This window comes from Sorangium sp. So ce1153 (assembly GCF_051521595.1).
Lineage (GTDB): Bacteria > Myxococcota_A > Polyangia > Polyangiales > Polyangiaceae > Sorangium.
The window spans coordinates 9445619-9469364 of record NZ_CP150361.1 but is presented as its reverse complement, the minus strand read 5'-3'; the positions used below and the strand labels follow the sequence as shown (position 1 = coordinate 9469364).

The following is a 23746-nucleotide window of genomic DNA, read 5'->3' as shown; positions in this document are numbered from 1 at the left end:
CGCTATCCTGCGGATCGACACGAACGGAGAATGCAATGACGCTTCCGAATCAGCGCGCCGAGAGCACCGCGGCGCGCCCCGAGCAGCATCCGGAATTCGAACGGATGGTCAGCGAGTTCTTCCGGAGCGTCTCCTTCGAGGAAGGGGCGAAGCCGAACTACAAGGGCATCCACGCGCTGTTCATCGAGGAGGGGAAGCTCATCAAGAACAGCGCGGACTCGCCCGAGATCTCGGGCGTCAGCGAGTTCATCGAATCCCGCCAGAAGCTGGTGGACGCGGGGGACTTGACCTCCTTTCGAGAGGTCGAGCGCGCCGCGATCACCGAGGTGTTCGGGAACATCGCGCACCGGCTCTCGACGTACGAGAAGCGAGGGACGCTGAAGGGGAAGGCGTTCGAGGGGAGGGGCGTCATCTCGACCCAGTTCATCAGGACGCCGGCCGGCTGGAGGATGAGCTCCATGGCCTGGGACGATGAACGGCCCGGGCTGACCCTCCCCGACCGCTACGGGTACGAGAAGGCCGGCGCGCCCTGAGGCGCGCGACGGCGGGGCGCACCGCGCTCAGGGCGCGTCGGCGTTCTTGATCAGCTGCGCGTAGAAGCGCGCGACCTCGGCGAAGTTCTTGACGGAGATCCGCTCGTTGGTCCCGTGGAAGCGCGCGCGGTCCTCGTCCGTCAGGCGCGTCGGGCAGAACCGGTACACGCCGTCGGCGACGCGCTGGTAGTGGGCGGAGTCGGTGCCGCCGAGCACGAGCGATGGCGCGACGATGGCGTCGGGGAAGACCTGGCGGATGGTCCTCTCGATGGACCTGTAACCGAAGCCCTCGACGCTGCTGACGGGCGAGGGCTCCTTGCCCTTGCCCCCGCCGAGGATCTGCACCTTGACGCGCGGGTCGTTCACGGTGCGCCCGACGTGGTCGAGGACGGCCTCTACGCTCTCGCCGGGGCGAATGCGGAAGTTGACGACGGCCCGGACGCGCTTCGGCAAGACGTTGTCCTTGATCCCGCCGTCCAGCATCGTCGGGGCCGTGGTCGTGCGGATCATGGCCGCGGTGGCAGGGTTTCCGGCCAGCGAGAGCGTCGCGACGGGCTCGAGGAGCCAGAGATTCGAGAGGATGAGGCGGTTCGGGAGGAGCGGCATCTCGGGGGCGAGGGTCTCGAAGAGGAGCCGCGCCGGGCCGTCGAGGCTGGCGGGGATCGGGTTGTTCTCGAGGCGGTCGATGGCCCTGGCGAGGATGCCCACGCCGGTCGGGCGCGGCGGGACCGAGGAGTGGCCTCCCTCGGTCTCGACGACGAGCTCGACGCTGACATAGCCTTTCTCGGCCAGCCCGATGAGGCCCACGGGCCTCGCGACGCCCTTGATGATGCCCTGGGTCAAGAACATGCCCTCATCGAGGGCATACTCGAGGCGGACGTTGCGCGACGCGAGGAGATCGACGATGGCGGAAGCCCCCTTCGGGCCGCCCAGCTCCTCGTCGTGACCGAAGGCGAGATACACGGTGCGGGAGGGCGAGTGCCCCTGATTCAGCAGGGCCTCGACCGCTTCCAGGATGCCGACGACCCCGTTCTTGAAATCGATGCTTCCCCGGCCCCACACATAGCCACCGTCGATCGTGCCCTCGAACGGGGGCTTCTGCCAGCCGCCCTCGGTCCCGGGCTCGACGGGGACGACGTCCTGATGTGCCATGAGGAGGATCGGGGGCTTGCCGGCGTCCTTGCCCTTCCATGTGTAGAGCAGGCTGAGCCCGCCGACGACCTCGCGCGTGAGCGTCTGGTGGGTCCTCGGGAACATCTCCTCCAGCGCCCTGTGCAGGCCGAGGAACGCGTCGACGCTGGTCGATTGCTCGCCGGCCGGAGGCGCCGTCTGCGCATCGAGCGTGGTCACGGGCTGCTCGGAGATGGTCTTGAAGGTGATGGCGCGCGCGAGGTGCTCGGCCGCCTTCGCCTCGTCGATCGGTACGCCTTCGGCCGCCTCGGCGCCGATCTGGCGGCTCCTGGTGGTGAGAGCCTTCACGACCAGGATGAGCAGCAGCGCGACGACGCCGAGGCCGACGAACCGGAGCACACGGCGCACGGGGCCGCGGCGCTTCGGCGGCCTGTCGGCCCTCGCCGCGATGGACGGCGCGCTCTTGCGAGCGCCCGCTCCGCCCGCGGAGCTGGCCTCTTCCGGTGCCCCGCCGCCACTCTGATGCTTGTTCACCGCCTCGCTCATGCGGCGCATCGTCGCCGATCCGAGGGCCCAAACGCGAGCGAGTTATGCGGGGACGAAGCCAGCAGCCGGCCATGCCGTCGCCCGCGGGCCTCGGGCCGAGCGCGAGCGGCGTCGGATTCGCGAGCCGGAGCCTCGGGCCTCGGAGAGGGGGACACGGGCGGCGTCTCCGTTCGCCGCGGCGGGGCCGGCGCGATCATCGTGCCGCAGCCGGGCACGACCCGCCCCATGGGAGCGGAGCCGCTCCAGCGGCTGCGCGCGCTCGAAGCGCGCGTCCCGGGCCGGGTACGGGCTCACGAACCCGAGGAGGCTCAGGACCGCTGCAGCTGCGCGACCAGGTCTTCGAGGCGGTCGTAGCTGAGGCCCGCGCCATTGGCCATTCCGGTGCCCATGACGATGTCGCGAACCTCCAGCGACGGATAGCGCACCGTGGCCGTCATCCGCGTCTTGCCGCCCTCGTCGGTGAGGACCGTCGTCACCACGGAGACGGTGTCCGGATAGTCCTCGAAGATCTCGGTGAACACGAGCCGGCTCGGCGGCGTGATCTCCTTGTATTCGCCGTGGAAGGCGGCCTCGCCCTGCGGGTGGCGGTTCACGAAGCGCCATTTGCCGCCCTGGCGGAGGTCGATCTCGCAGACGGGCACCGAGTAGCCCTCGCCCAGGCAGCCCCACCACCGCTTCACGTGCTCTGGCTTCGTCATCACGTCGAACACGAGCTGCCTCGGCGCGTTGAACAAGCGCGTCATGCAGATCTCCTTCTCCGAGGGCGTCGTGACCTTGAAGCTGTCCCTGTTCGCCGCGCTGCCTACGACCATGTTCCTCACTCCTTCGTTGTCGGTTCGTTCGCTGTCAGTTCTTGCAGGTACTTGTCCAGCCGGTCGAGCCGCCCTTCCCAGAGGTGCCGGTAGTGCTCGGCCCAGTCGGCCACTTCCTTCAACGGTCCTGCCTCGAGCCGGCACCGCCGCCACTGCGCGTCTCGCCTCCGCTCGATCAGCCCCGCGCGCTCGAGCACCCGCAGGTGCTTCGACACGGCGGGCATGCTCATGTCGAACGGCTCGGCGAGCTCGGTGACCGAGCGTTCCCCGGTGGCGAGGCGCGCCAGGATCGCCCGGCGGGTCGGGTCCGCCAGGGCCGCAAATGTGGTGCTCAGGTGATCGGTCGGCATGTGGACTTAACCGATTGGTTAATTAACCTATTGGTTAAATAGGTCGCGGGCGCGTGCTTGTCAAGGAAGAACGCGCCGGCCGCGCGGGGGCGCGGGCCGGCGTCCTCGCCTCGACGGGAGGCGCGCTCCAGCCGCCGTCGCGGTGACGGCGGCTGGAGCGCTGCCCTCAGGCCTTGAGGCTGGCGAACGCCTGGGCGATGCGCGGGGCCGCGTGCGGGCGGGCGTACATCCGCTCCATGTAGGCCACGAGCTGCGGGAAGCCGTCGAGCAACCGGGCCTCCTTGGCCCAGTCGAGCGTGTAGGCCATCACGATGTCGGCCACGGTCAGGCCGTCGCCCACGACGAACTGCCGCTGCTGCATGTGCTTCTCCAGCACCTCGGCCATCGCCTTGAAGTCGTTGCCGGCGAGGGCGACGTCGGCGGGCAGGCGCTGGTCCTTCGGATACAGCGACGTGTGACGAGCGATGCGCCACAGCGGTTGCTCCAGCTCGGTCGCCGCGAACAGGAGCCACCGGTAGACCTGGGCTCGCTGCTGGAGATCCGCGGGGAGCAGGCCCTTGTCGGGGTACTTCTCGGCCAGGTAGAGGACGATCGCGACAGACTCGGTGAGCACGAGGTCGCCGTCGACGAGCGCGGGCACCTTGCCGGCCGGGTTGATCTCGAGGAACTCGGGGCTGCGGTGTCCGCCGGCCGCGAGGTTGACGGGGATGGATTCGAACTCGACGCCGAGCTCCTGGAGCACCCAGCGAGCGCGGATCGAACGGGTAGGGGCGAACTCGTATAGCTTCATGATCCCTCCATCGGCGGCCGCGCGGTGCGGCCGCTCGCGAGCCTTCAAGTAACAGATCTCGAAGCCATCACGCCTGGCTAGAGCGACAAACGGTTTGAAACCACGAGAAAAAGCCGAAATTTCACAGGGAGGCGGGGAGGCGGGGAGCGAGAGACGGCAAGAGAAAGAACTTTATTTTTTTTTCTTCCTCCCCGCCTCCCCGCCTCCCTGTGAAATTTCTCCGGGTCTCAACGTGATCGATGTTCTAGCTCCCCTCCGGCGCCGGCCCCCGGAAGGCGTCGAGCCCCGCGACCGGCTCGAGCTTCACCGGGCGCCCCTCGCGCGCCGAGGCGTAGATGGCCTCCATGAGGCGCATGTCCTGGAGCCCCTCCTCCCCCGGCGTGTGCGCCTGTTTGTCCTTTCGCACGCACTGCGCGAAGTGGTCCATCTCCAGGGCGAAATGGTTCTTCTCCTCGAGCTTCCACTCGCTCGTGTCCTCGATCGGGCGATCCGGCGTCTTGCGCGACACGCGGATGCGGAGGCCTCGATACGGGAACGCTGGGTCCATCTCCGCCCAGCCCTCCGGCCCCATGACGCGGAAGCGCTTCGACACGTGGCAGCTGTAGCTCGTGGAGCAAACGGCGCGCGCCCCGCTCGGGAACCGCAGGAAGAAGTCGACCGTCTCGTCGACCTCGCGGAAGCGCGGGTCGTCGGGCGTGCTGTAGACGGACCCGAGCACCTCGATCGGCTCCTCTCCCGTGAGGTAGCGCGTCGCGTTCAGGCAGTAGATCCCGATGTCCGGGAGCGCGCCGCCCCCGGCCAGGGCCTTCTTCAGCCGCCACTGGTTCGGGTCGCCCTGGTGCTGGGCGTTCACCGCCATGATCGTCTTGATGGGCCCCAGCGCCTTCGACCGGCAGAGGCGGATCATCTCGCGGTGGTGCGGCTCGTACTGGAGCCGATAGGCGACCATCAGCTTGCGGCCCGCCTTCTTGCACGCGTCGATCATCTCCACGCACTCGGCCGAGGTGTTGGCCATCGGCTTCTCGCAGAGCACGTGCTTGCCCGCCTGGGCCGCGCGGATCGTGTACTCGTGGTGCATGCTGTTCGGCAGCACGATGTAGACGACATCGACGGCCTTGTTGTCCTTCAGGCGGTCGAACGTCTCGTAGCTGTAGACGCTCTTCGGGTCGATCCCGTACTGCCCGGCCACCTGCGCGGCCTTCTGCGCGTCTCCGCTCACGAGCGCCGTGGGCCGCGCGTATTTGCACTGACCGAACGCCGGGAGGATCTCCTCCAGCGAGAGCCGCCCGAGGCCCACGATGGCGTACCCGACGCGCTTGTCCGGGGCGAGCGGGGCGGGCATCTCCTCGGATTCGCGCTCGGTCGGCGCCATCAGCCGAGGCAGCTTGACGGGCGCGGGCGAGTCCGGCGACGCGCCGGCGCTGCTCTCGGCCCTGGCGCACGCGGCGCCCAGCTTGGCGATCGCGCCCGCGACGGCGACCCCGCCGGCCGTCCGCAAGAGGCCGCGCCGGGAAACCTTGTCCGCCAGTTCAACCATCGAGTCGCTCCTTGTCATGGGAAGGGCGCTCGAGCCCTGCCGATGGCCGGAGGCTCGCACGGCGTCACATCGGCCGAGCGTCGGGCACGGCCGGATTATCGCCCTCGGGCGGCGATGTATCCGGCCAGGTCGCCACGGGCATTCGCCTCAGCCGGCGATGTACCCGCCGATCGCGTCGGTCGACCAGCGCCTGTCGAGCACCAGCCGGCCCACGCCGGACGCGGGCGAGGCGAGCGGCACCACAGCGCAGGGGCCGGCGAGGTAAATTGACGTGGATCGAGGGGATCGGCGGGAGCGACGCATCGCCGTGTTCCGCGCGGGCCGCGGCTTGGATACGCTGTCTCACGAGCTCGCTCGTCTCGCGCGTGGATCCGGGGCCGAGCACGCTTCCTTCGAGGCCTCGCACCCGCCATGTACCGCATCGCCGCGTCCCGCCCGCCCGAGTCACCCCGCGAGTGGCAGCTCATCGTCGAGGCCTACCTGTACGAGCACCTCGGCGTACCCGAGGCCTGGCTCGCGCGCGTCGGCGGCACCGTCGCGCTGCTCCTCGGCGCGCGGGTGCTCGTGCCCGAGGACCACGGCGAGCAGCGCGCGCGCCTCTTCGACGACCTGCGGCGCGTCGCGGGTCAGCCGCCGCCGCTCCTCGCGCCCAGCTCGTTCGGCCTGGAGCGCGTAGTTGCGCCGGGCGACGCGGAGGCCGCCCCGCGGCACGTCGCGGTCTGCCCCTGGCCCGACGCGGCGGGCATGACGCTGGGGGGCATCGCGCGCCACCTCCCGGGCTCCCGCTTCGACGTCGGCGCCGCGGTCGAGGTCGCCGCGCAGCTCGCGCGCGTGCGGCTCGCCGTGCCTCATGCCGACTTCACGCACGCGGGCGTCATCGTCTTCGAGAGCGGCGAGGTGCGCGTCGCGCCGCCCCTGCCCGAGACGGAGCGCTCTGCCAGGCTGAGCTACACGGGGCTCGAGTACCTCGACGCCCTCGGGATGAGCGCCTCGTCGTTCGCGGCCGCCGAGCCCGGCTTCGGCGTCGCGTCGGCGCTCTTCGAGCTCGTCACCGGCCTCGGCGCGGCGGGCGCCGAGCCGAAGCGCCGGTTCATGCTCGGCGTGGGCGCGGCGCAGCCCGCGTTACCGCGCCACCCGCTGCCGTCGGACCTCGGGGTGTACGACCGCGAGGTCGACGCGCTCGTCGCGCGGGGCACGTCGGGCGAGGCCCCGCTGCCCGAGCTCGCGCAGGCGCTCGCCGCCCTCAGCCAGGCGCTCGACGGCGCGGCCGCGCTCGGGCGCGCCGTGCGCGCGAGCGTCGCCGCGGCCACGGCAGCGCCGCCGCACGAGCGGACCCCCGAGGGGCGGAGCCTCTACATGCTCTTTCCCGACGTGCAGGCGCTCCCCGTCGGGGCCGGCTGGCCGGGGTCGGCGCCGTGACGGCGCTGCAGCGCTGACCGCGGCGCCGTGGCGTCAACCGCAGCTCGGGACCTCGTCCAGGCTGAAGAAGACCTGCTTCCCCATCGAGCGGGAGAGCTCGACCATCTCATCGGCTCCCTTCGACGGGCCGCCGATCCGCAGGCAAGCGTCGCAGCGAGCCACGAGCCGGCGGGCGACGGGATGGAAGATCTCGTTGAAGATCTCGTCCCCGATCTGCCGCGACCCGGCGTGCTCGATGAGCGGCAGCGCGAACCACTCGCCGAGGACGGGGAGGTGGCCGGCGCGGAACAGGCGCACGGCCATGTCGTTCATGGCGCGCACATTGGCCGCGATCAGGGCGGGATCATCGTTGGTGCCGGAGCGATAGGGCCCGGCGACGAGGATCATGAGGGGCTGGGCGTTCGTCATCGTACCGCGCAGGGTACTCGATCTCGATGGGGCGTTGACCGTGAAGCGCCTTCGAGCGCGCGGAGCGCGTGCGGGCCGAACGCGTGCGTCGACCTCCGCGCGTGCCATCCGCCCCGCGCTCTTCGTGGACAACCGCCCCGGAACGCTGCGGGGGAGAGCTCAGCGGCGCAAGGGGCAGCGCCGAATTCCACCATTATAATCTACCAGAAAAAACATAGATTTCAAGAGGTTGATCTTTGACGGCCAGACTCTCACCCTACGCCTCCACCAAGGAGGGTTCCTATGGCCGTGATGAGCGATCTGCTCGCGCCCGAGGCGCTGCGGATTGTCCGCGAGGAAGAGGACCTGCTCTCGCGCGCGCTCGCCTCGCTGGCGGCGGCGCGCGAGAAGAGAGCGCGCGCCTCGAGGAGCTCCGAGCTGCGATCGGTCGCCGGGCTGCGCGCGCTCCGCGACGAGGCCTCGTCAGCGTCCGTGGACGATCTGCCCGCGCTCCTGCTCGAGATGAGCGTCCGCCAGCGCCTGCTCGAGCGGCCTCACGAGCAGGTGTTGCCCGACCCCGCGTCTCCGTATGTCGCCCACCTGCGCCTGCTCGAGGAGGGGGGTGGAACGAAGGATTACCTGCTCGGCCACGCGAGCTTCGTCGACGTGCCGGCCGGCGTGCGGATCGTCGACTGGCGCGTCGCCCCGATCGCGAAGATCTTTTATCGGTACAGGCAGGGCGATCCTTATGAAGAGGTCCTTCCGAACCGCGAGGTCGAGGGCGTCGTCCAGGCGCGCCGCGTGGTCGTCGTCGAGCGCGGGGTGCTCACCGGGATCCTGTGCGACGGGCTCGTGCTCACGCGCGCCGCGGACGGCAGCTGGCGCAGCGAAGCGCCCGCGGCGTGGTCGCTCTCGGCCGGCGGCGCGGGGGCGGCGGCCCGCCCCGGGAGCCTCGGGGTCGGGGCGGGCGCCCGGGGCCGCGCGCCCGCGGCGGAGATCACCGCGCTGCTCGACGCGGACCAGTTCGCTGCGGTCTCGGCGCCCGCGGAGCGGCCGCTCCTCGTGCTCGGCAGCGCGGGCAGCGGCAAGACGACCGTGGCGCTCCACCGCCTGTCGCGCATCGCCGCGGCCGAGCCCCGGCAATACCCGCTCTCCCGCATGAAGCTCATCGTGCCTGAGCCGGGGCTCGCCCGGCTCTCGACCCGGCTGCTCGAGCCGCTCGGCGCGTCGGCCGCGCAGGTGAGGACGCTCGACGACTGGGCGCTGGAGCTCGCGCGCCAGGTGTTCGGCGACCAGCTGCCGAAGCGCTGCGTGGAGCCTCCGGCGCTCGTCTCCAGCCTGAAGCGTCACCCGGCGCTCTACCGCGCGCTCCTCGGGCGCTTCGAGGGCCTGAAGCCCGCGGGCGCGACGCTCAAGCGGCTGCGCCGCAAGCTCGCCGTGCTGTTCACGGACCGGCCGTTCCTCGAGGCCATCGTCGCCGACTCGGGCGGGGCCCTGACCCGGCCTGCCGTGGAGGAGACGGTGCGGCACACGATGCTCCAGCTGGCCGAGCCTCTCGAGAAGGAGCTCAAGACGATCGTCGTCCCCGAGATGAAGAAGGGGATCGACGGCCGGCCGGTCTGGGAGGGCGTGCCGGACGAGCTCGCCGGCACGATCGACGTCGAGGATCTCGCGATTCTGCTGTTCCTGCGGGCCCTCGGCGCCGGCATCGACGCCGCGCCGATTGCCCACCTCACGCTCGACGAGGCGGAGGACTTCTCCCTGTTCGAGCTCTTCGTGCTGGGCAAGCTGCTCGGCGAGACGCGCAGCGTGACGCTCGCGGGCGACGAGGCGCAGCAGACGTCCTCGAGCTTCGCCGGGTGGCCGGCGGCGCTCTCGACGCTCGGGGTAGGGGCGAGCGAGGTGGAGACGTGCCGACTCGCGACCTCGTACCGCTGCCCGGAGCCGGTCGTGGCGCTCGCGCGGCGCCTCCTCGGCGCGCTCGCCCCGGAGGCGCCCGCGCGCGCGGCGCGGGAAGGCGCGCCGGTCGGGCGATTCCACTTCCCCGAGGAGGGGCAGGCGAACCTGTTCCTCCTCGGCGCGGTCCGGGACCTCGCGGAGCGGGAGCCCCTCGCCTCCATCGCGCTCATCGCCCACAGCGCCGACGGCGCCAGGCAGCTGCACGCGCTCGCCGCGGAGACGTGCAGCGCGCGGCTGGTCCTCGACGGGCAGTTCTCGTTCGAGCCCGGCATCGACGTCACCGACCTCGACAACGCGAAGGGGCTCGAGTTCGATTACGTCATCGTGACGGACGCCTCGGCGGGCGCCTATCCGGGGACCGACGAGGCGCGCAGGCGCCTCCATGTGGCGGTGACGCGGACATCGCACCAGCTCTGGATCGTCTCCAGCGGACGACCGTCACCCTTGCTCCTCGACGACGCCGCTCCGCGCGGCCCCGAGGAGGCCGGGCTGGAGCGACAGGCGGTGCGGAGCCCATGCCTGACGGCGTGATCGTCTCCGTCGAGGCCATCCGTCGCCCGACCACGTCACGCGGGCGAGAACGGCGGCGAGGCTCGATGAAGCCGTGGGGGGCGGGGCGGCGGGCGCTCAGCCCGTGAGATCCGGAGAGCTCCGCGCCGCGGCGGTTGCCGCGGCGGCGCCCGTCCGAAGGGGCGTGCTGGTCACGGGGCCTGCAGGTCCTGATCGGCGCTCTGGAACCAGCGCGTCGCGATGCGGACCGCGTTGGTGGCCGCGCCGAGCCGGAGGTTGTCCCCGACGACCGTGAGGCACACCGTCTTCCTGTCGCGGTCGCGGGCGTCGGGGCGGACGCGCCCGACGAGCGCGAGGTCGCGGTCCTGGACGCAGTGGAGGGCGCTCAGGCCCTCGCCCGCGGCGCCGGGGAGGTGCTTCACGTAGGGCGACTGCGCCGGATCGCTCAGGATGCTCGCCACCCGCTCGAGGTCGACCGGGCGCTCGAACGTGACCCACGCGTTCTCGTAGTGGCCCACGGCGACGGCGACGCGGCAGCACTGCGCGGAGATGCCGAGCTCGGGCATGCCGAGGATCTTGCGGCTCTCGAAGGTGAGCTTCCGCTCCTCCGAGGAGAACCCGCTCTCGTCCGTGCCGCCGTTGTGCGGGACGGTGTTGCCGGCGTAGCCCGCCAGCTTGAACGGGAGGCCGAGCCGATCGAGGGCCTGGTATCCGTCGCGCGCGTCCGCGAGGAACGCGTCGAGGGCGGCGATGCCGGCGCCGCTGACCGCCTGGTAGGTGCTCACCGTGACCGCGCTCAGCCCGAACTCCCGGCGCAGGGGCGAGAGCGCGAGGGTCAGCGGGATGGTCGTGCAGTTCGGATTGGCCACGAGGCGGACCGACTCGTCGACGATGCTCGAGTTCACGCCGGCGGCGACGAGCGGCACCTTCGGGTCGGTGCGGTACGTGTTGCTCTTGTCGATCACGCGGTACCCGAGGTCGAGGAGCCGCGGGACGTACCGCTTGCTGTGCTCGTCATCCAGGGCCACGAACGCGAGGTCCCCGCGGGGGGCGTCCTGCGCCTCGAGGCGCGACGCGCCGAGCACCTCGTACGACTTGCCGTCGAGGGTGAGCTCCTGGTCCCGGCTCGCGTACAGGGCGAGGGTTGCGCCGGGCCACGCCCGCGCGATGAGGGTGATGGTTTCGCGACCGACGAGGCCCGTAGCGCCGAGGATGCAGATTCGCATAGGGGGGCTCTTTACCAGACCAGGGCCCAGCCGACGAGGGGCCAGTGCCGGGCGCCGCCGCGACGACGCAGGGCGCGCGCCCGCGGCGTCCCGGCGGCCCGGACGGGGACGCCGGGGCGGCGCCGCGGGCGATGGCGACGGGGGCTCGCGCTCAGATCACCGTGCCCGGGGGAACGACGGCGTTCTTCGGGACGACGACGACGCCCTCGCGCGCCGCGTAGTACTCCGCGTCGGTGTCCTCCCGGTCGGGGAGGTTGCGGATCACGACCCCTTCGCCGATGCGCGCGTTCTTGTCGATGATCGCGCCGTCGATCTTGCACCCTCGGCCGATCCCGATCGGGGGGAGCCCCCTCGTGCTCTCGGGGGGCTGACTGTTGAACAGCGACTCGTAGTCCGCGCCCATCATGACCGTGTTGGACATGGTGACGTGGGGCCCGATCGACGAGAGCTGCCCCACGACCGACCGCTGGATCTTCGACTCGATGATCCGGCTCCCCTCCGCGAGGAGCACCTGATCGAGGACCGAGCCGGCCGTGACGTGGGCCGGGGGGAAGAACTGCGGGCGGGTGTAGATCGGCCGCTGCGGGTCGTAGAACGAGAACGGAGGGTTGGTGTCGGTGAGGGCGAGGCTCGCCTCGTAGTAGCTCCGGATCGTGCCGATATCCTCCCAGTACCCGTCGAACGTGTAGGTCACCATCCGGTGGGTGTCGAGCGACTGCGGCAGGATGTGCGTGCCGAAGTCGGACGAGTTGTCGCGCTCGAGCATCTCGTAGAGCGCCTTCGCGCGGAAGATGTAGACGCCCATGGAGGCGAGCCACGGGTTCTTCGGGTCGGTCGTTTGCCGCACCTTGTCGAGCAGCTTCATGTCCTTCGGCTTCTCGACGAACTTCACCACCCGGCCGGAGTCGTCGGTGGCCACGATGCCGAGGCGGGACACCTCGGCGGTCGGGACGGGGCGCACGGCGAGCGTGACGTCGGCCCGGGTCTCGCGGTGGTGGGCGAGGAAGGGCTCGTAGTCCATGCGGTAGAGGTGGTCGCCCGAGAGGATCATGACGTCGCGCGGGTCCGGCGACTTGACCTCGCCCAGCTGCTTGCGGACCGCGTCGGCGGTGCCCTGATACCAATCGCTGTGGTTCGGCGTCTGCTCGGCGGCGAGGATCTGCACGGCGCCCGCGGAGAAGACGTCGAACCGGTACGTCTGCGTGATGTGGTTGTGGAGAGAGACCGAGTTGTACTGCGTGAGGATGTGAATGCGATTGAAGCCCGAGTTGAGGCAGTTGCTGATCGGGATGTCGACCAGGCGGTACTTGCCCCCGGTCGGTACGGCTGGCTTCGAGCGCAGCTTGGTGAGCGGGTAGAGGCGGCTTCCGACGCCTCCGCCGAGGATCAAGACCACCACGTCGTTGTGCTTCAAGCGGACCTCCGCGAGGTGAGGGGGGGATGGTACGACGCCCGGAGCGATGGGCGCGACTAGACTAGCCGATGATCGCGACCGGTCGAGCCGAATACCGGCGCGCGGCGCGCGGCGGCGCACACGGCGGCGCTCGCGATCGCCGGAGCGGCATCGGGTGAGCCGCTGCGGGAGGCGCGGATCTCCGGGCCGCCGCGGGCTCCATGAGCGGGGAGCTGGCCTGGGCGCTCACGACGAGCCGGCGGCGCGACCGCGTTCTCGCGAGCGCTCGGCCGTGATCGCTGGCACCGCCTCCCCCGATGCTGGTCCCTGCGTCGGTGACGGGGAGAAGGTCACCACAAGGCACAGAGGGCACAGAGGTTCTTTGCTCAATCCTCTGTGTCCTCTGTGCCTCTGTGGTGCCTTCTCCTAGAACACCGATCACATTGAAACCCGGAGAATTTTCACAGGGAGGCGGGGAGGCGGGGAGGAAGAAAAAAATGAAGTTCTTTCTCTTGCCGTCTCTCGCTCCCCGCCTCCCCGCCTCCCTGTGAAAATTCTCCGCTGAAAAGGGCTCAGAATGGGGGGATTCCCCAGCTCAGCGGGTGGTCCCGGAGCCCTGGGTGCCGGTGGTGCCGCTGCCCTGGCCCGGGCTCTGGCTGCCGGTGCCGGTGCCCGCTCCCGTCGTGCCGCCCTTCTTGTTCTGCTGGTTACCCTGCTGCGTGCCCGTGGCCGGCGACTGCTGGCCGCTGCTCGTATCCCCCCGGAAGCCGCCGGGAACCCCCGCGCCCGAGCCGGTCGCGCCGGTGCCGGTGCCCGAGCCGGTGGCGCCGGTGCCCGTCCCGGTCGTGCCGGTGCCCGAGCCGGTCGCGCCGGTGCCCGTGCCGGTGGCGCTGCTCCCGGTGCCGGTCGCGCCGGTGCCGGTGCCGGTGCCGGTCATCCCGCTGCTCCCGGTGCCGGTGCCGGTCATCCCGCTGCCCGTGCCCATCCCGGAAGTCCCCTGGCCGGAGCCCATGTCGCTCGTGCCGGAGCCCATGCCGCCCGTCGAGGGCTGACCCGTGGTGCTACCGGTCCCCGGCGCGCCGCTCATTCCAGAGCCCGTGTTGGTCCCACTGCCGCTCGCGTCCGAGCCCCAAGGCGCCTGCGTTCCCGTGGTGCCCTGCGAGCCGCTGGCCCCGGGCGGGCTATGCGCAGGCTGCGAGTTGCTGGAACAGCCAAGTCCGCCGAGGGCAATCAAGGTCGAAAGCGCAACAGAGTGAACGAGATATCGCATTGGATCGATCTCCTCGCTGCCGCCCGAGACGGGCGGCAGCGTTGGTGCGAGCTCCAGTCTTTCCGGCAGCTCGCTGGAAGAACGGAAGTCCGTTGATGAGCGGTGGCGGCCCAATGCACGAGGTGAGCCAACAGTGCGACAACGCCAGAAAACTGGCTTCTTCCTCACCGCGTTCCCGCGAGCTCGTCCGTCAGCTCGTGTGGGGGCGCTCTGCCACAGGTGTGGCGCGATGGCCGACGCGGGCGAGCTCAGCGGCAGCGCGCCGGTCGTCTCGCGTTCGCCCGCGCGCCGTCCCAGGCGATCGCCCCCGTCTGCTCCTCCACGCTGAGCGACGTGATCAGCGGGTCCGGCGAGGTGTCCACGCGCACGGCCACCGAGAGCGCGCCGTGCTGGCAGCGGAGGCCGAAGCGCGCCGACGTCGCGCTCTCCACCATGGCCGAGCCGTCGAGCGAGCACGCGCCCACCCGCGCGCCCACGTCGCGCAGCTCCTGCCGCAGCGCCGTGAGGTGATCCTCGGGGAACCAGCCGGGGCGGAGCCGGCGATCGAGCAGGTCGGTCCGGGGGCGACCGATGACCGAGGCCACGGCCTGGGCCGCGCGGCGCACGGACGGGGAGGGCGGGACCACGCGCGCGAGCATGGCGCCGGTCGCCTCGAGCTTGCCGAGCACCTTCTGGTTGAGCGACTCGAGATCGGCGCCGGCGACGTTCGCGAGCGCGACGACGCCGACGCCGCGCTCCGGGAGGAGCATCACCGAGGCGGAGAACCCGTCGATCAGGCCGTTGTGGAAGACCACGTGGCCGAGGCCGCAGTCCTCGCGCACGTGCCAGCCGAGCCCGGGGCCGTCGTCGCCGCCGGCGGCGGGGAACGCCGAGCCGTTGCGCGCCATCATGTGCGACTCGCGCACGGTGCTGCGCCGCAGGGCGCCTGTCTCGGGCGCGTCGCGCGCGGGCCAGGCGGCGAGCTGAAACCCGATGAAGCGGCCCATGTCGGAGAGGCTCGCGTAGAGGCCCGCCGTGGACTCCGAGGCCCCGAGCCGCCACGGCTGGATCGGCGTCAACGCGCCGCCCGCGCGCACGTGCGGCGTCGCGAGCGCGTCAGGCGGCACCTGCGCGGCGTCCCACGCGGCGTCGCGCATGCCGAGCGGCGCGAGCAGCGCGTCGTTCACGTAGCGCCGGTAGGGGACGCCCGCGGCGCGCCCGACGAGCAGCCCGAGGAGCGAGTAGCCCAGGTTCGAGTAGGACGTCTCGGTGCCCGGCGCGCTCTCGAGCCCGAAGCCGTCGAGCGTGGCCAGGATCTCGCGCTCGGTGACGTCGCGCGCCGTCGACGCCGGGGAGAACACGCCGAGCCGGGGCAGGCCCGAGCTGTGCGTGAGCAGGTCGCGCACCGTCATCGGCCGCGAGTCGCGCGTCGGGTAGACGACGCCCGCGAGCGCGGGCAGGTAGCGCGCCGCCGGGGCGTCGATCGACAGCCGCCCTTCGTCGCGGAGCCGCAGTATCGCCGCGGCGGTCAGCGTCTTCGTGATGGAGCCGACGCGGAAGCGCGTGTGCTCGTCGACCGCTCCGCCCAGCGCGACGTCCCGCACGCCGGTGACCTTCTGGATCGCGAGATCCTCGTCGATGACGACGCCGAGCGCGAGGGCGGGCAGCCGCTCCCGCTCCGCGGTGCGCTGCGCCAGCCCCTGCACCTCGGCCGTCGCCGCGCGGAGCTTCCGCCCGCGCTCGGGATCGAGGAAGCGCGGCGCCGGCGCGGGCTCGCTGGCGAAGCGCTGGAGGAGCGGCGCCGGAGCCGCGGGCCTCGCGACCGGCGGCGCGGGCGAGGTCGACGCGCACCCGCTCACGAGCGGCAGCGACGCGGAGAAGACGGCCGTCGCGAAGAGCACGGCGAGCTTGCTGTCAATCGTACTCAATGCGGAAGCATGAGTATCGCTCTTCAATCACGGTTCGACAATTCGAAAGGAGCCGGCGCAAGGTTTCCGCTTTCGAATTTCCCACCGGAGGTACACGGGAAAGTGCCCTCGACGCAGCAGAGGGCGCGTCTGTTACACACGGCGTTACACACAGCGTTACATACAGGGTTACAGGGTGTGGTCCGTCCTCGCGAACCGCTCCTGGAAAGCCCGGTAATTCGGTTGATCTTGGCCCCGGTCGTACACGGCGAACACCACGCGCGAGAACGCCCCCTGGAAGCGCGGGCGCTCGAGGCACCGGGCGAAGACGTCGGCGACCTCGCGCGGATCGTTGCGGAAGACGCCGCACCCCCACGCCCCGAGGACCAGGCACCGGTGCTCGTGCGCGCCCGCCGCGGCGAGCACCATGTCCGCGCGGCGCTCCAGGACGGCCCGGATCTCCTGGTCCGTGGCGTCGTCGCGCTCGAACGCCTCGCCGGCGTTCGGCGCCGGCGCTGTGATGATCGACAGCGCGAACGGCCGTTCCAGGAGGGCGTGCTGCTCGTCGCGGAAGAACGGCACGTCCGGCGAGTAGATGATGTGGTCGGTATAGAGAAAGCTCCCGCAGGCGCGGTTCTGGTCGTAATAATCGCGCTGCTCGACCAGGGACGCGTACAGCGCCGAGCACCTGGCGAGGTCCTCCTCCTGGGCCTTGGCCCCGCGCAGGAACCCGCCCCCGGGGTTCTTGGCGGAGGCGAAGTTGAGGGCCATGACGCGGGCCTCGCCCTCCTGCTCGACGAGCCGCCGCCCCGCCGCCCCCGTGGTCTCGCCGGTGACCTCGATCACCGCCGGGCGATCGAGGCGCTCCTTCAGCTCCCAGGCGTCGAGTGATCCGGGCCGGTAGAGCACGGTCCCTTTCACCGCGGCGAGCACGCGGTCGCGGATGCGAACGGTCGCGCCCGAGGGCGCGGTGTACTCGCCTCGACTCGCGATCTGCACGGTCTCTGCGGCGACGCTGGTCAGCTTCATGCGCTCAAGGATTGGCGAGCCGCGGCCGCTCGTCCAGCGAAACGCGCCCTGCCCCCCGCGCCGCGTCAGCGCCGCACGGTGAAGAGCGCCCACTGCCCGTCGCGCGCGACGAGCTCGAGCCGCTCGTGGACGAGCAGCGCGGGAGAGGGCGAGCGCAGGAGGACGTAATCGAACCTCGTCAGCTCCGGTTGGCGGAGCCAGCTCGGGCCGAGCCCTGGCATCGGGTTCTTGCCGCCGACGTACTGAATGAAGTTCATCCCATAGCCTGCATAGGAGCTGTTCGGCAGGCCGCCGTGGCGCACCGTGGCGATCTCCTGGACCGCGCGGAGCGGCTTGACGGGGAACGCCTCCGTCGCCCCCCACGCGTCGAGGGGCGCCAGCAGCGTTTGGCCGTGAGATAGCCTGTCGATGAGCCGGGACGCGCCGACCGTCTCTCGATGGAAGTCGGCGAAGCGCCCGCAGAGGTGGAGGAGCAGGGCGCCGGCGCCGATCGCCATCGAGGCGAGGAGGCCCGCTCTCGGCGCGGGGCGCGCCGGCAGGTTCCAGGCGAAGGTGAAGAGCAGCGCCGCCATCCAGGGGTGCCGGTTGTTGATCCCCTCGACCCCGAGGCAATACGAGGGCAGGACCACGTGACAGGCCACGCTGGCGAGCGCGAGCACGGCGAAGGCGTTCGGGACCCGGTACCGGGCGGTCGGCGACCCGGGCGACGCGTGCGGCGCGGTGGGCTCGGCGGTGGCGCTGGCGAGGACGAGCAGCGCGAAGAGGAGCACGTAGCCGACCGAGATCGGGAGGAGCACCCCGACGAACTCGGGGAGCTGCGCTGCGTTCTCGAAGAACGGGGGCCACGCCGCGACAGGGCCGGGGACCGCGGCGCCGGAGGGCCTTGTGAGCACCGACCTGGCCACCCAGACCGCGAAAAGGACGAGCGATGGCGCGAGCGGGAGCAGCGCCCGCCATCGCTCCCGCGGCCCCGGCGCCCTCCAGAGCGCCCAGAGCAGCGTGACGTCGAGGAGGAGCTGGGCCAGCGCGAGCGCGTGCCACAGGAGCAGGGCGACCGCGATCGCGGCGAGGCCGACGCCGAGGCGCGGCGACGGCCGGTCGAGCCATCGCACCGCGACGGCCAGGCCCAGCACGACGAGCGGCGGGGCCGTCGCGAACGCGAAGAAGCCGCCGCTCACCCAGTACGAGTGCACGAGGGGGAAGACGAGCAGCACGCACCAGCGATCCCGCCGGAGCACGCGGAGGAGGAGCATCGAGGCGGCGGGCAGGGCGACGGTGTAAGCGGTGAGGAGGACCTTGCCCGCGATCTCGATGGAGCTCACGGCCGCGATCGCCCGCGCGAGGAGGATCGGCAGGACGAGCGGCGCGATGGGCCAGCCGGTCGTGTAGGTGCCGTGAAAGGGCGAGGCGGGATCCCCGAGGTCCTGGAACGCTCGGACGAACGTCAGGAAGGGTGGGTAATCCATCATCGGCAGGAGGTCGGTCAGCCAGAAAGGCACCGCTGCGAGGAGCGTCAGCGTGAAGACCGTCACTCCATAGGCCCAATGAGCCCACGGCAATCGTGCGCTGGGACGGTCCATGGCCTGATCGAGGTGAGGGGATTACTTGGCGCGCTTCATCACGCGGCCTGGATTCACGTTGTTCGTCCAGTACACGCTCGTCTCGTCGAGCGCAATCTCCCAGGGCATCTCCTGCGCTTCGGCGAACGTCTCCGCGACGCCGCCATCGAGCGGCGTGCGCCTCACCGCGCCGTCGTTCGGGGCGGTCCAGTACACGTGCGTCGCGTCGACGGCGATGCTGCGCGCGTGCAGCCCCGCCCTGACGAGCGTGATGTCCCTCCCACCGCCCTCGCGCTGGGTCTTGTGGACGTCGCCGTCCTGGTTCACCCAGTAGACGTGCGTCGCGTCGACGGCGATGCCCCGCGGCTGGCGCTGGTCCGCGGCGAGCGTCTCCGCCTCGCCTCCGGCGATCGGCGCCCGCAGCACCATGCCTTTCGAGACCGTCTCCGCGTCGAGCGTCCAGTAGACGTGCGTCGCGTCCACCGCGAGGTCGAACGGCTCGTTCTGCTCGGTGACGAGCCGCTCCGGTTCGGCGCCGCCCGCGAGCGACATCTTGTTGATGGTGTATCCGACGGCATCGGCCCAGTAGAGGTTCGTCGCGTCCACCGCGATCGCGACCGGCTTCGACTGCTGCGTGAGCTCCACCGGGTCGGACCGGTCGATCGGCGACCGGCTCAGGTAACCGAGCACGTAGCTCGACCAGTAGACATAGTCCCCGGCCACCGCGATGTCCCACGGGCTGTGCACGCCCGTGGCCAGCGCCGCGGGCGCGCCTCCGCGCTTCGACACGGCCATCACCGAGCCCTCGACGGCCTGGTTGGTCCAGTAGACGCGCTCCGCGTCGAGCGCGATGCCGACCGGATTCCGGAACCCCTCCGCGAGCACGACCGGCTGGCACGCCGACGCCTCGCAGGCGCCTCCCTGGCAGTCATGGCCGCAGGTGCCGCAGTGCAGCGGATCGGCCGCCGTGTCGACGCACGCCTCCTCGCAGTACGCCTCGCCGGACGGGCACACGCACGCGCCGTCGTCGCACGACCCGCTGCCGCCGCAAGGCGTCCCGGCGTCGGCCGGCTCGAATCCACAGATGCCGTCGTCGCAGACCGGGACCTGGCAGACGTCGCCTCGAGGGCACTCGTCCGCCGCGCCGCACGTCTCCGGCGGCCCGCCGCCTGCACCTCCGTCGCCGCCTGCACCTCCGTCGCCGCCTGCGCCCCCGCCGCCTGCACCTCCGCTGGCGCCCGCGCCGCCTGCGCCTCCGGTGCCGATGACTTCGTAGTAGTCCTGGTCCCCTCCGAGGAGGGCCGTGCAGGCCGACGAGAACGCGAGGCCCGCGGCGATCACCCAGCGTGCGCGCACTCTTTCCATCAGGTCACCATGCCCCTCGCACATCGAGCGCAGCGCCGCCCGAGTCGAGCGGCGCCACGCTCGCGGCGATCCACGTCCCGCGGGACGCGCCCGGGTTTGCGGCCCTCGGCTCGGTCAAGATCAGCACTGCGGCGGCGCCGGCCCCGGCGAGGCCGACTCCGAAGCCGATCGTGCTGGCGAGCCCGAGCGCCTTCATCGCGTCGGCAGCCGTCTTTCCCTCGTGATTGCACGCCGTTCCGGCGCAGTTCCTGTCGACGACGCTCTTCCTCTCCATCGCGAGCGCGCCGGTGACGCCGCCCACCGCGAACCCCGCGAGGCCCAGCCCACCCGCGAGGTAGGTCGCGAGGCGGCGCCCGCCGGCTCCCTCGTCGCGCGTCGTCGGGGCGGGCGGCGTGCTGACCTGGAGGGGGCTCGCCACGCCCGCTGCACCCGAGTCCCCGGGCGGCGGCGGCGAGGGCGGCGGTGGTGGCGGCGCCGTCACCTCCAGGGTCACGGTCTTTTCCTCTCCCTTGTCGAGGGCCACGGAGCGCTCGAAGACGGGACCTCCAGGGGCCTGCGCCCTGATGAGGTGCTTCCCCGGATCGAGAGGCAGCCGGGACCCGATCGCCGTGAGGGCGAGGGTCCGACCGTCGAGCTCGACCGACGTGCCCGGCGGCGCCTGTGGCGGCAGCTCCAGCCGGAGGCCGGGCACATGGCGCGCGAGCGCTTCTCGCTGCGTGCGCGCGCTCTTCTCGCGATCGCCTTGCGCGCGCTGCTGTCCGGGCGTCAGGGTGGGGTAGAGCGCGAGGTACTCGTCGAACCGGGCGATCGCCGTCGCGAGCCGTCCCCGCAGCGCCTCGCACTCGGCCAGCGTGAACAGCGTGCCGGGCCGCGGGTCGATCTGCTGGCTGTACTCGATGGAGGGGCAGCCCTCCTCGAAGCGCCCCGCCTCCATGAGCGAGACGCCATGATCGAACGCGGCCTGGGCGGGATCGGAGGGGGCAGCCGAGGCCGCGCCCGCGGCGGCGAGCGCGCTCGAGAGGCAAGCGGCGGAGAGGGTGGTTCGCGCGGTGTTCATCGGGGCGTTCGGGCGTTCGTGGCGTCGTCGGGGCTCTCGGGATCCTCGCGCGCGGCGAGCCTCTCTCAGTCGCGCGTCCATCTCTTCTTCTTGACGGTCGGGGCGCCCGCGGGCGCCTGCGCGCCCCGCGCCGCGGAGGCGGCGCCTGCCGAGGGCGCGGCGGAGGCGGCGCCAGCCAGGGGCGCGGCCGAGCCAGCGCCGGGAGGCGCGACGCCTGATGGCGCGGCGGAGGCGGGCTCGGGCGGGACGTCCGATGGCTCGGCGGAGGCAGCGCCGAGCGGCGCGATGCCGGGCGTGACCTTCGGCTCCGCGTCCGGCGCGATGCTCGCGGCCGCCGGCGTACCCGCGGGGGTGCTCCCCGCGGGCGCCGGCGCGCGCTCGATCTGCGTGGCATAGACGACCGCGCCGAGGAGCCCGCCGACCGCGAGCGCGATCGCGATGCCGGCGATCCGCCCCACCCGCGACGGCGCGCTCGCGGGCGCTTCGGCGTGAAGGGTCCCCGGGGGCGCCGGCGTCTTGTCCGGCTCGTCCTGCGGGTCCGGCGCCGCCTGGAGCGGCGTGCCGGCGGGCACGGACGCGACCGTGGGGCGCGCGGCGAGCTCGGCCATCCAGTCCGGCGGCCTGGGGGCGCTCGGCGGGGGCGCGACCTCCAGCGCCTCCGCGAGCGCGCGCACCGCGTGCGTGGCGACCTGGAACCGCTCCTCGGGCCGCATCGCCGTGGCCCTGTCGAACCACGCGTCGAACGCCGGCGGGAGCGCCACGCCGCTCGCGGCCGCGCGCGCGCTCGCCGGCTCGGGCTTCCCGCGCGAGGCGGCGGCGAGGATCGCGAGGAGGTTGCCGGTCTTCTCCTCCTGGACCCAGTACGAGGCCCCGACGAGGAGCGTGTACGCCACCATGCCGAGCGCATACACGTCCGTCGCGCCGCTGAGCGCGGCCCCGTCGAACTGCTCGGGCGCCATGTAGATCGGCGTGCCCACCCCGTGGGTCGCGCGCCCCACGCTCGAGGTCTCGGCGACGAGCTTGGCAATGCCGAAATCCAGGATCTTCACGCGGGGCTGCCCGTCCTCGCGCTGCGTGAGGAAGATGTTCTCGGGCTTGAGGTCGCGGTGGACGATCGCGGCCTTGTGGGTCCGGTCGAGCGCCAGCGCGGCCTGGTGGAGGTACGTCACGACCTCGAGGGCCGACAGCCTGCCGAGGCGCTCGATGCGATGGTCGAGGTCCTCGCCGCGCAGCAGCTCCATCACGAGGAACGGCATGCGCGTCTGCTCGTCGATGCCCGCGTCGAAGACCTCGACGATGAACTCGCTCTCGATGTCCGCTGCAATTTTCGCTTCCCGCTGGAAACGGTCGCGCAGATTGGGGCTCTCGAAGAGCGTCGGGTGCATGATCTTGAGGGCGCGCCGCCGGTTGGTCTCGAGGTGTACGGCCTCGTACACGGCGCCCATGCCCCCGACGCCGATGACGCGGCCGAGGCGGTAGCGTCCGGCGAACACGGCGCCCTCCGCGAGCGCGAACGACATCAGCGGCCGCCTCGTGCGTCGTGCCCGCGCCGTGCGCGCGGCCGCGTCCCTCTCCCCGGCATGGCGCCACAATTTTCTGTTCGCGCCGGGCCGTCAAGCCCTTGAACGCACACCGTCGCGCCGGACCCGTCGTCGCGCCGCGCGCGGCCCGGCCGGGCCGAGCGCACGATTGCGACGCGCGACGCTGCTTGCGCCCGCCCTCGAGCAGCGAGGCGGGGAGGGATACAGAAGGCAGCGGGAGCGAGATACATACAGAGACGGAAGGCCGCGCGTGGTGGGCGCCCCGGCGACGACGCGCGCGCTCTCTCTCCACGCAACGCCTTGCACAGACCCGCAATGTTCCGCTCCCGCCGTGCGGACTCCATCGCTGCGACAGGGGCCATTGCGCGGTCGATTCGCGCTGTCGTCTCGGCGGCACGTCGCTTGCCAAATACGAATCACAAGACGCCAGGAGCCAGACGACCTGTGAAAGGCGAAAGGCGCGTCAGGGCCAGCCATGGAGTCGGCCGGGCCGGCCGCGCAGACCGCGCAGCGCGGCCCGGCAGAGATCATCGCATCAAGGAACACACTCGCCTCCCGGAAGGGAAGGCACGAACGAGAGGTATCTGTATGTTGAATCACCTGTTCTCGACGTCTCGTCGTCTCGTCCTCATGGGCTCTCTCTCCCTCGGGGTCATGTCGCTCGCGTCGGTCGGCTGCGCCGTGGGCGCGCCTGCCGGTGACGACATCTCCGAGGACGCCGGCGACACGGAGGAGACCTTCGAGGAGTTCGTCGCGCGCGCCTATCAGGAGCCAGAGACGGGTATCTACATCGTCGATGGCGACATTCCCGTCGACGGCCTCGATGGGCTCGAGCGGTTCTACGAGCGCCACGTCCGGCGCGGCGCGCTCATCGTCCACCAGGACCACGGCAAGGACGTGAAATGGAGCGACCGGAAGAAGCTGCACCTCAGCTATTGCGTGAGCGCGGCGTTCGGCGCCCAACACGGCACCGTGGTCTCCGCGATGGAGAGCGCCGCCGCGGCGTGGGAGGGGGCGGCGCACATCGACTTCGTTCACCTCGCGGACCAGGACGAGGCGTGCGACGCGCGCAACAAGAAGGTCGTCTTCGACGTGAGCCCGGTCAAGGATCAGCCGTACTACGCGCGCGCGTTCTTCCCGGACAGCAAGCGCCGCGATCGCAACCTCCTCATCGACGCCGCCGCCCTCGAGCCGATGGATTTCTGGACGCTCACGGGCGTCCTGCGGCACGAGCTCGGCCACGCGCTCGGCTTCCGGCACGAGCACACGCGGCCCGAGGCGGGCGCGTGCTTCGAGGACGACAACTGGCGCGCGCTGACGCCCTACGACGCGGGCTCGGTGATGCACTACCCGTGGTGCAACGGCACGAACTGGGGAGACCTCGAGCTGACGGAGGACGACGCCCGCGGCGCCGCCGCCCTCTACGGCCCTCCCTGCTGGTGAGCC

Annotated in this window: 20 protein-coding genes; 4 read left to right on the top strand and 16 right to left on the bottom strand. The window is 71.5% G+C overall.

Annotation, left to right across the window (positions count from 1 at the left end; all coding sequences use genetic code 11):
- The first annotated feature begins 35 nt into the window (after positions 1-35).
- A complete protein-coding gene (locus WME85_RS33990) occupies positions 36-533 on the top strand; it encodes a hypothetical protein (protein ID WP_437827265.1) in 498 nt (165 codons plus the stop codon).
- A 27-nt stretch (positions 534-560) separates the two neighbouring features.
- On the opposite strand, the gene WME85_RS33985 is transcribed toward WME85_RS33990, so the two are convergent.
- The 6 genes from WME85_RS33985 to WME85_RS33960 form a co-directional block, all read right to left on the bottom strand.
- Positions 561-2210: a M20 family peptidase gene (locus WME85_RS33985; RefSeq protein WP_437827264.1), complete on the bottom strand. Its 1650-nt coding sequence runs from the start codon at positions 2208-2210 to the stop codon at positions 561-563.
- 308 nt (positions 2211-2518) lie between these two features.
- On the bottom strand, positions 2519-3022 hold the full coding sequence (locus tag WME85_RS33980; RefSeq protein WP_437827263.1) for an SRPBCC family protein: 504 nt from the start codon (positions 3020-3022) through the stop codon (positions 2519-2521).
- A gap of 5 nt (positions 3023-3027) precedes the next feature.
- Positions 3028-3372, bottom strand: coding sequence for an ArsR/SmtB family transcription factor (locus WME85_RS33975; RefSeq protein ID WP_437827262.1), 345 nt, complete (start codon positions 3370-3372; stop codon positions 3028-3030).
- Positions 3373-3538: 166 nt separating this feature from the next.
- Positions 3539-4162, bottom strand: coding sequence for a glutathione S-transferase family protein (locus WME85_RS33970; protein WP_437827261.1), 624 nt, complete (start codon positions 4160-4162; stop codon positions 3539-3541).
- Between the two features lie 244 nt (positions 4163-4406).
- The gene (locus tag WME85_RS33965) at positions 4407-5699 is read right to left on the bottom strand and encodes a Gfo/Idh/MocA family protein (RefSeq protein ID WP_437827260.1); all 1293 of its coding nucleotides are present in this window, start codon (positions 5697-5699) and stop codon (positions 4407-4409) included.
- Between the two features lie 147 nt (positions 5700-5846).
- On the bottom strand, positions 5847-6002 hold the full coding sequence (locus tag WME85_RS33960; RefSeq protein WP_437827259.1) for a hypothetical protein: 156 nt from the start codon (positions 6000-6002) through the stop codon (positions 5847-5849).
- Between the two features lie 108 nt (positions 6003-6110).
- Between WME85_RS33960 and WME85_RS33955 the strand changes: the two genes are divergently transcribed.
- Positions 6111-7118: a hypothetical protein gene (locus WME85_RS33955; RefSeq protein ID WP_437827258.1), complete on the top strand. Its 1008-nt coding sequence runs from the start codon at positions 6111-6113 to the stop codon at positions 7116-7118.
- A 33-nt stretch (positions 7119-7151) separates the two neighbouring features.
- On the opposite strand, the gene WME85_RS33950 is transcribed toward WME85_RS33955, so the two are convergent.
- On the bottom strand, positions 7152-7526 hold the full coding sequence (locus WME85_RS33950; RefSeq protein WP_437827257.1) for a DUF4406 domain-containing protein: 375 nt from the start codon (positions 7524-7526) through the stop codon (positions 7152-7154).
- Positions 7527-7808: 282 nt separating this feature from the next.
- Between WME85_RS33950 and WME85_RS33945 the strand changes: the two genes are divergently transcribed.
- Positions 7809-9995, top strand: a complete 2187-nt coding sequence (locus WME85_RS33945) for an ATP-binding domain-containing protein (protein WP_437827256.1) — start codon at positions 7809-7811, stop codon at positions 9993-9995.
- A gap of 170 nt (positions 9996-10165) precedes the next feature.
- Here the strand turns inward: WME85_RS33945 and WME85_RS33940 are convergent, their stop codons facing one another.
- The 9 genes from WME85_RS33940 to WME85_RS33900 all read right to left on the bottom strand — a co-directional run bounded on the left by WME85_RS33940 (position 10166) and on the right by WME85_RS33900 (position 22279).
- The gene (locus WME85_RS33940) at positions 10166-11200 is read right to left on the bottom strand and encodes an aspartate-semialdehyde dehydrogenase (protein ID WP_437827255.1); all 1035 of its coding nucleotides are present in this window, start codon (positions 11198-11200) and stop codon (positions 10166-10168) included.
- Between the two features lie 151 nt (positions 11201-11351).
- Positions 11352-12614, bottom strand: coding sequence for a glucose-1-phosphate adenylyltransferase (locus tag WME85_RS33935; RefSeq protein ID WP_437827254.1), 1263 nt, complete (start codon positions 12612-12614; stop codon positions 11352-11354).
- A gap of 574 nt (positions 12615-13188) precedes the next feature.
- Positions 13189-13680 carry a hypothetical protein gene (locus tag WME85_RS33930; protein WP_437827253.1) on the bottom strand — a complete coding sequence of 164 codons (492 nt, stop codon included), beginning with the start codon at positions 13678-13680 and terminating at the stop codon, positions 13189-13191.
- 431 nt (positions 13681-14111) lie between these two features.
- Entirely contained in the window at positions 14112-15770 is a 1659-nt protein-coding gene (locus tag WME85_RS33925; RefSeq protein WP_437827252.1) for a serine hydrolase domain-containing protein, read from the bottom strand.
- A gap of 168 nt (positions 15771-15938) precedes the next feature.
- Positions 15939-16778, bottom strand: a complete 840-nt coding sequence (locus tag WME85_RS33920; protein WP_437827251.1) for a TIGR02452 family protein — start codon at positions 16776-16778, stop codon at positions 15939-15941.
- A gap of 65 nt (positions 16779-16843) precedes the next feature.
- On the bottom strand, positions 16844-18310 hold the full coding sequence (locus WME85_RS33915) for a hypothetical protein (protein WP_437827250.1): 1467 nt from the start codon (positions 18308-18310) through the stop codon (positions 16844-16846).
- 69 nt (positions 18311-18379) lie between these two features.
- Positions 18380-19702, bottom strand: a complete 1323-nt coding sequence (locus WME85_RS33910) for a hypothetical protein (protein WP_437827249.1) — start codon at positions 19700-19702, stop codon at positions 18380-18382.
- A 4-nt stretch (positions 19703-19706) separates the two neighbouring features.
- Entirely contained in the window at positions 19707-20759 is a 1053-nt protein-coding gene (locus tag WME85_RS33905; RefSeq protein WP_437827248.1) for a hypothetical protein, read from the bottom strand.
- A gap of 65 nt (positions 20760-20824) precedes the next feature.
- Complete coding sequence (locus tag WME85_RS33900) at positions 20825-22279, bottom strand: protein kinase domain-containing protein (protein WP_437827247.1); 1455 nt, start codon at positions 22277-22279, stop codon at positions 20825-20827.
- 609 nt (positions 22280-22888) lie between these two features.
- Here WME85_RS33900 and WME85_RS33895 point away from each other — a divergent pair.
- Positions 22889-23743, top strand: coding sequence for a hypothetical protein (locus WME85_RS33895; RefSeq protein ID WP_437827246.1), 855 nt, complete (start codon positions 22889-22891; stop codon positions 23741-23743).
- The last annotated feature ends 3 nt before the right edge of the window (positions 23744-23746 follow it).

Excerpts from the sequence above, each read along its gene's own strand:
- WME85_RS33975 (WP_437827262.1), bottom strand. The coding sequence starts at position 3,372 with ATGCCGACCGATCACCTGAGCACCACATTTGCGGCCCTGGCGGACCCG.
- WME85_RS33930 (WP_437827253.1), bottom strand. The coding sequence starts at position 13,680 with ATGAGCGGCGCGCCGGGGACCGGTAGCACCACGGGTCAGCCCTCGACG.
- WME85_RS33905 (WP_437827248.1), bottom strand. The coding sequence starts at position 20,759 with ATGAACACCGCGCGAACCACCCTCTCCGCCGCTTGCCTCTCGAGCGCG.
- WME85_RS33960 (WP_437827259.1), bottom strand. The coding sequence starts at position 6,002 with ATGCGTCGCTCCCGCCGATCCCCTCGATCCACGTCAATTTACCTCGCC.
- WME85_RS33950 (WP_437827257.1), bottom strand. The coding sequence starts at position 7,526 with ATGACGAACGCCCAGCCCCTCATGATCCTCGTCGCCGGGCCCTATCGC.
- WME85_RS33910 (WP_437827249.1), bottom strand. The coding sequence starts at position 19,702 with ATGGAAAGAGTGCGCGCACGCTGGGTGATCGCCGCGGGCCTCGCGTTC.
- WME85_RS33920 (WP_437827251.1), bottom strand. The coding sequence starts at position 16,778 with ATGAAGCTGACCAGCGTCGCCGCAGAGACCGTGCAGATCGCGAGTCGA.
- WME85_RS33985 (WP_437827264.1), bottom strand. The coding sequence starts at position 2,210 with ATGAGCGAGGCGGTGAACAAGCATCAGAGTGGCGGCGGGGCACCGGAA.
- WME85_RS33970 (WP_437827261.1), bottom strand. The coding sequence starts at position 4,162 with ATGAAGCTATACGAGTTCGCCCCTACCCGTTCGATCCGCGCTCGCTGG.
- WME85_RS33980 (WP_437827263.1), bottom strand. The coding sequence starts at position 3,022 with ATGGTCGTAGGCAGCGCGGCGAACAGGGACAGCTTCAAGGTCACGACG.
- WME85_RS33945 (WP_437827256.1), top strand. The coding sequence starts at position 7,809 with ATGGCCGTGATGAGCGATCTGCTCGCGCCCGAGGCGCTGCGGATTGTC.
- WME85_RS33895 (WP_437827246.1), top strand. The coding sequence starts at position 22,889 with ATGTTGAATCACCTGTTCTCGACGTCTCGTCGTCTCGTCCTCATGGGC.
- WME85_RS33965 (WP_437827260.1), bottom strand. The coding sequence starts at position 5,699 with ATGGTTGAACTGGCGGACAAGGTTTCCCGGCGCGGCCTCTTGCGGACG.
- WME85_RS33940 (WP_437827255.1), bottom strand. The coding sequence starts at position 11,200 with ATGCGAATCTGCATCCTCGGCGCTACGGGCCTCGTCGGTCGCGAAACC.
- WME85_RS33955 (WP_437827258.1), top strand. The coding sequence starts at position 6,111 with ATGTACCGCATCGCCGCGTCCCGCCCGCCCGAGTCACCCCGCGAGTGG.
- WME85_RS33900 (WP_437827247.1), bottom strand. The coding sequence starts at position 22,279 with ATGTCGTTCGCGCTCGCGGAGGGCGCCGTGTTCGCCGGACGCTACCGC.
- WME85_RS33990 (WP_437827265.1), top strand. The coding sequence starts at position 36 with ATGACGCTTCCGAATCAGCGCGCCGAGAGCACCGCGGCGCGCCCCGAG.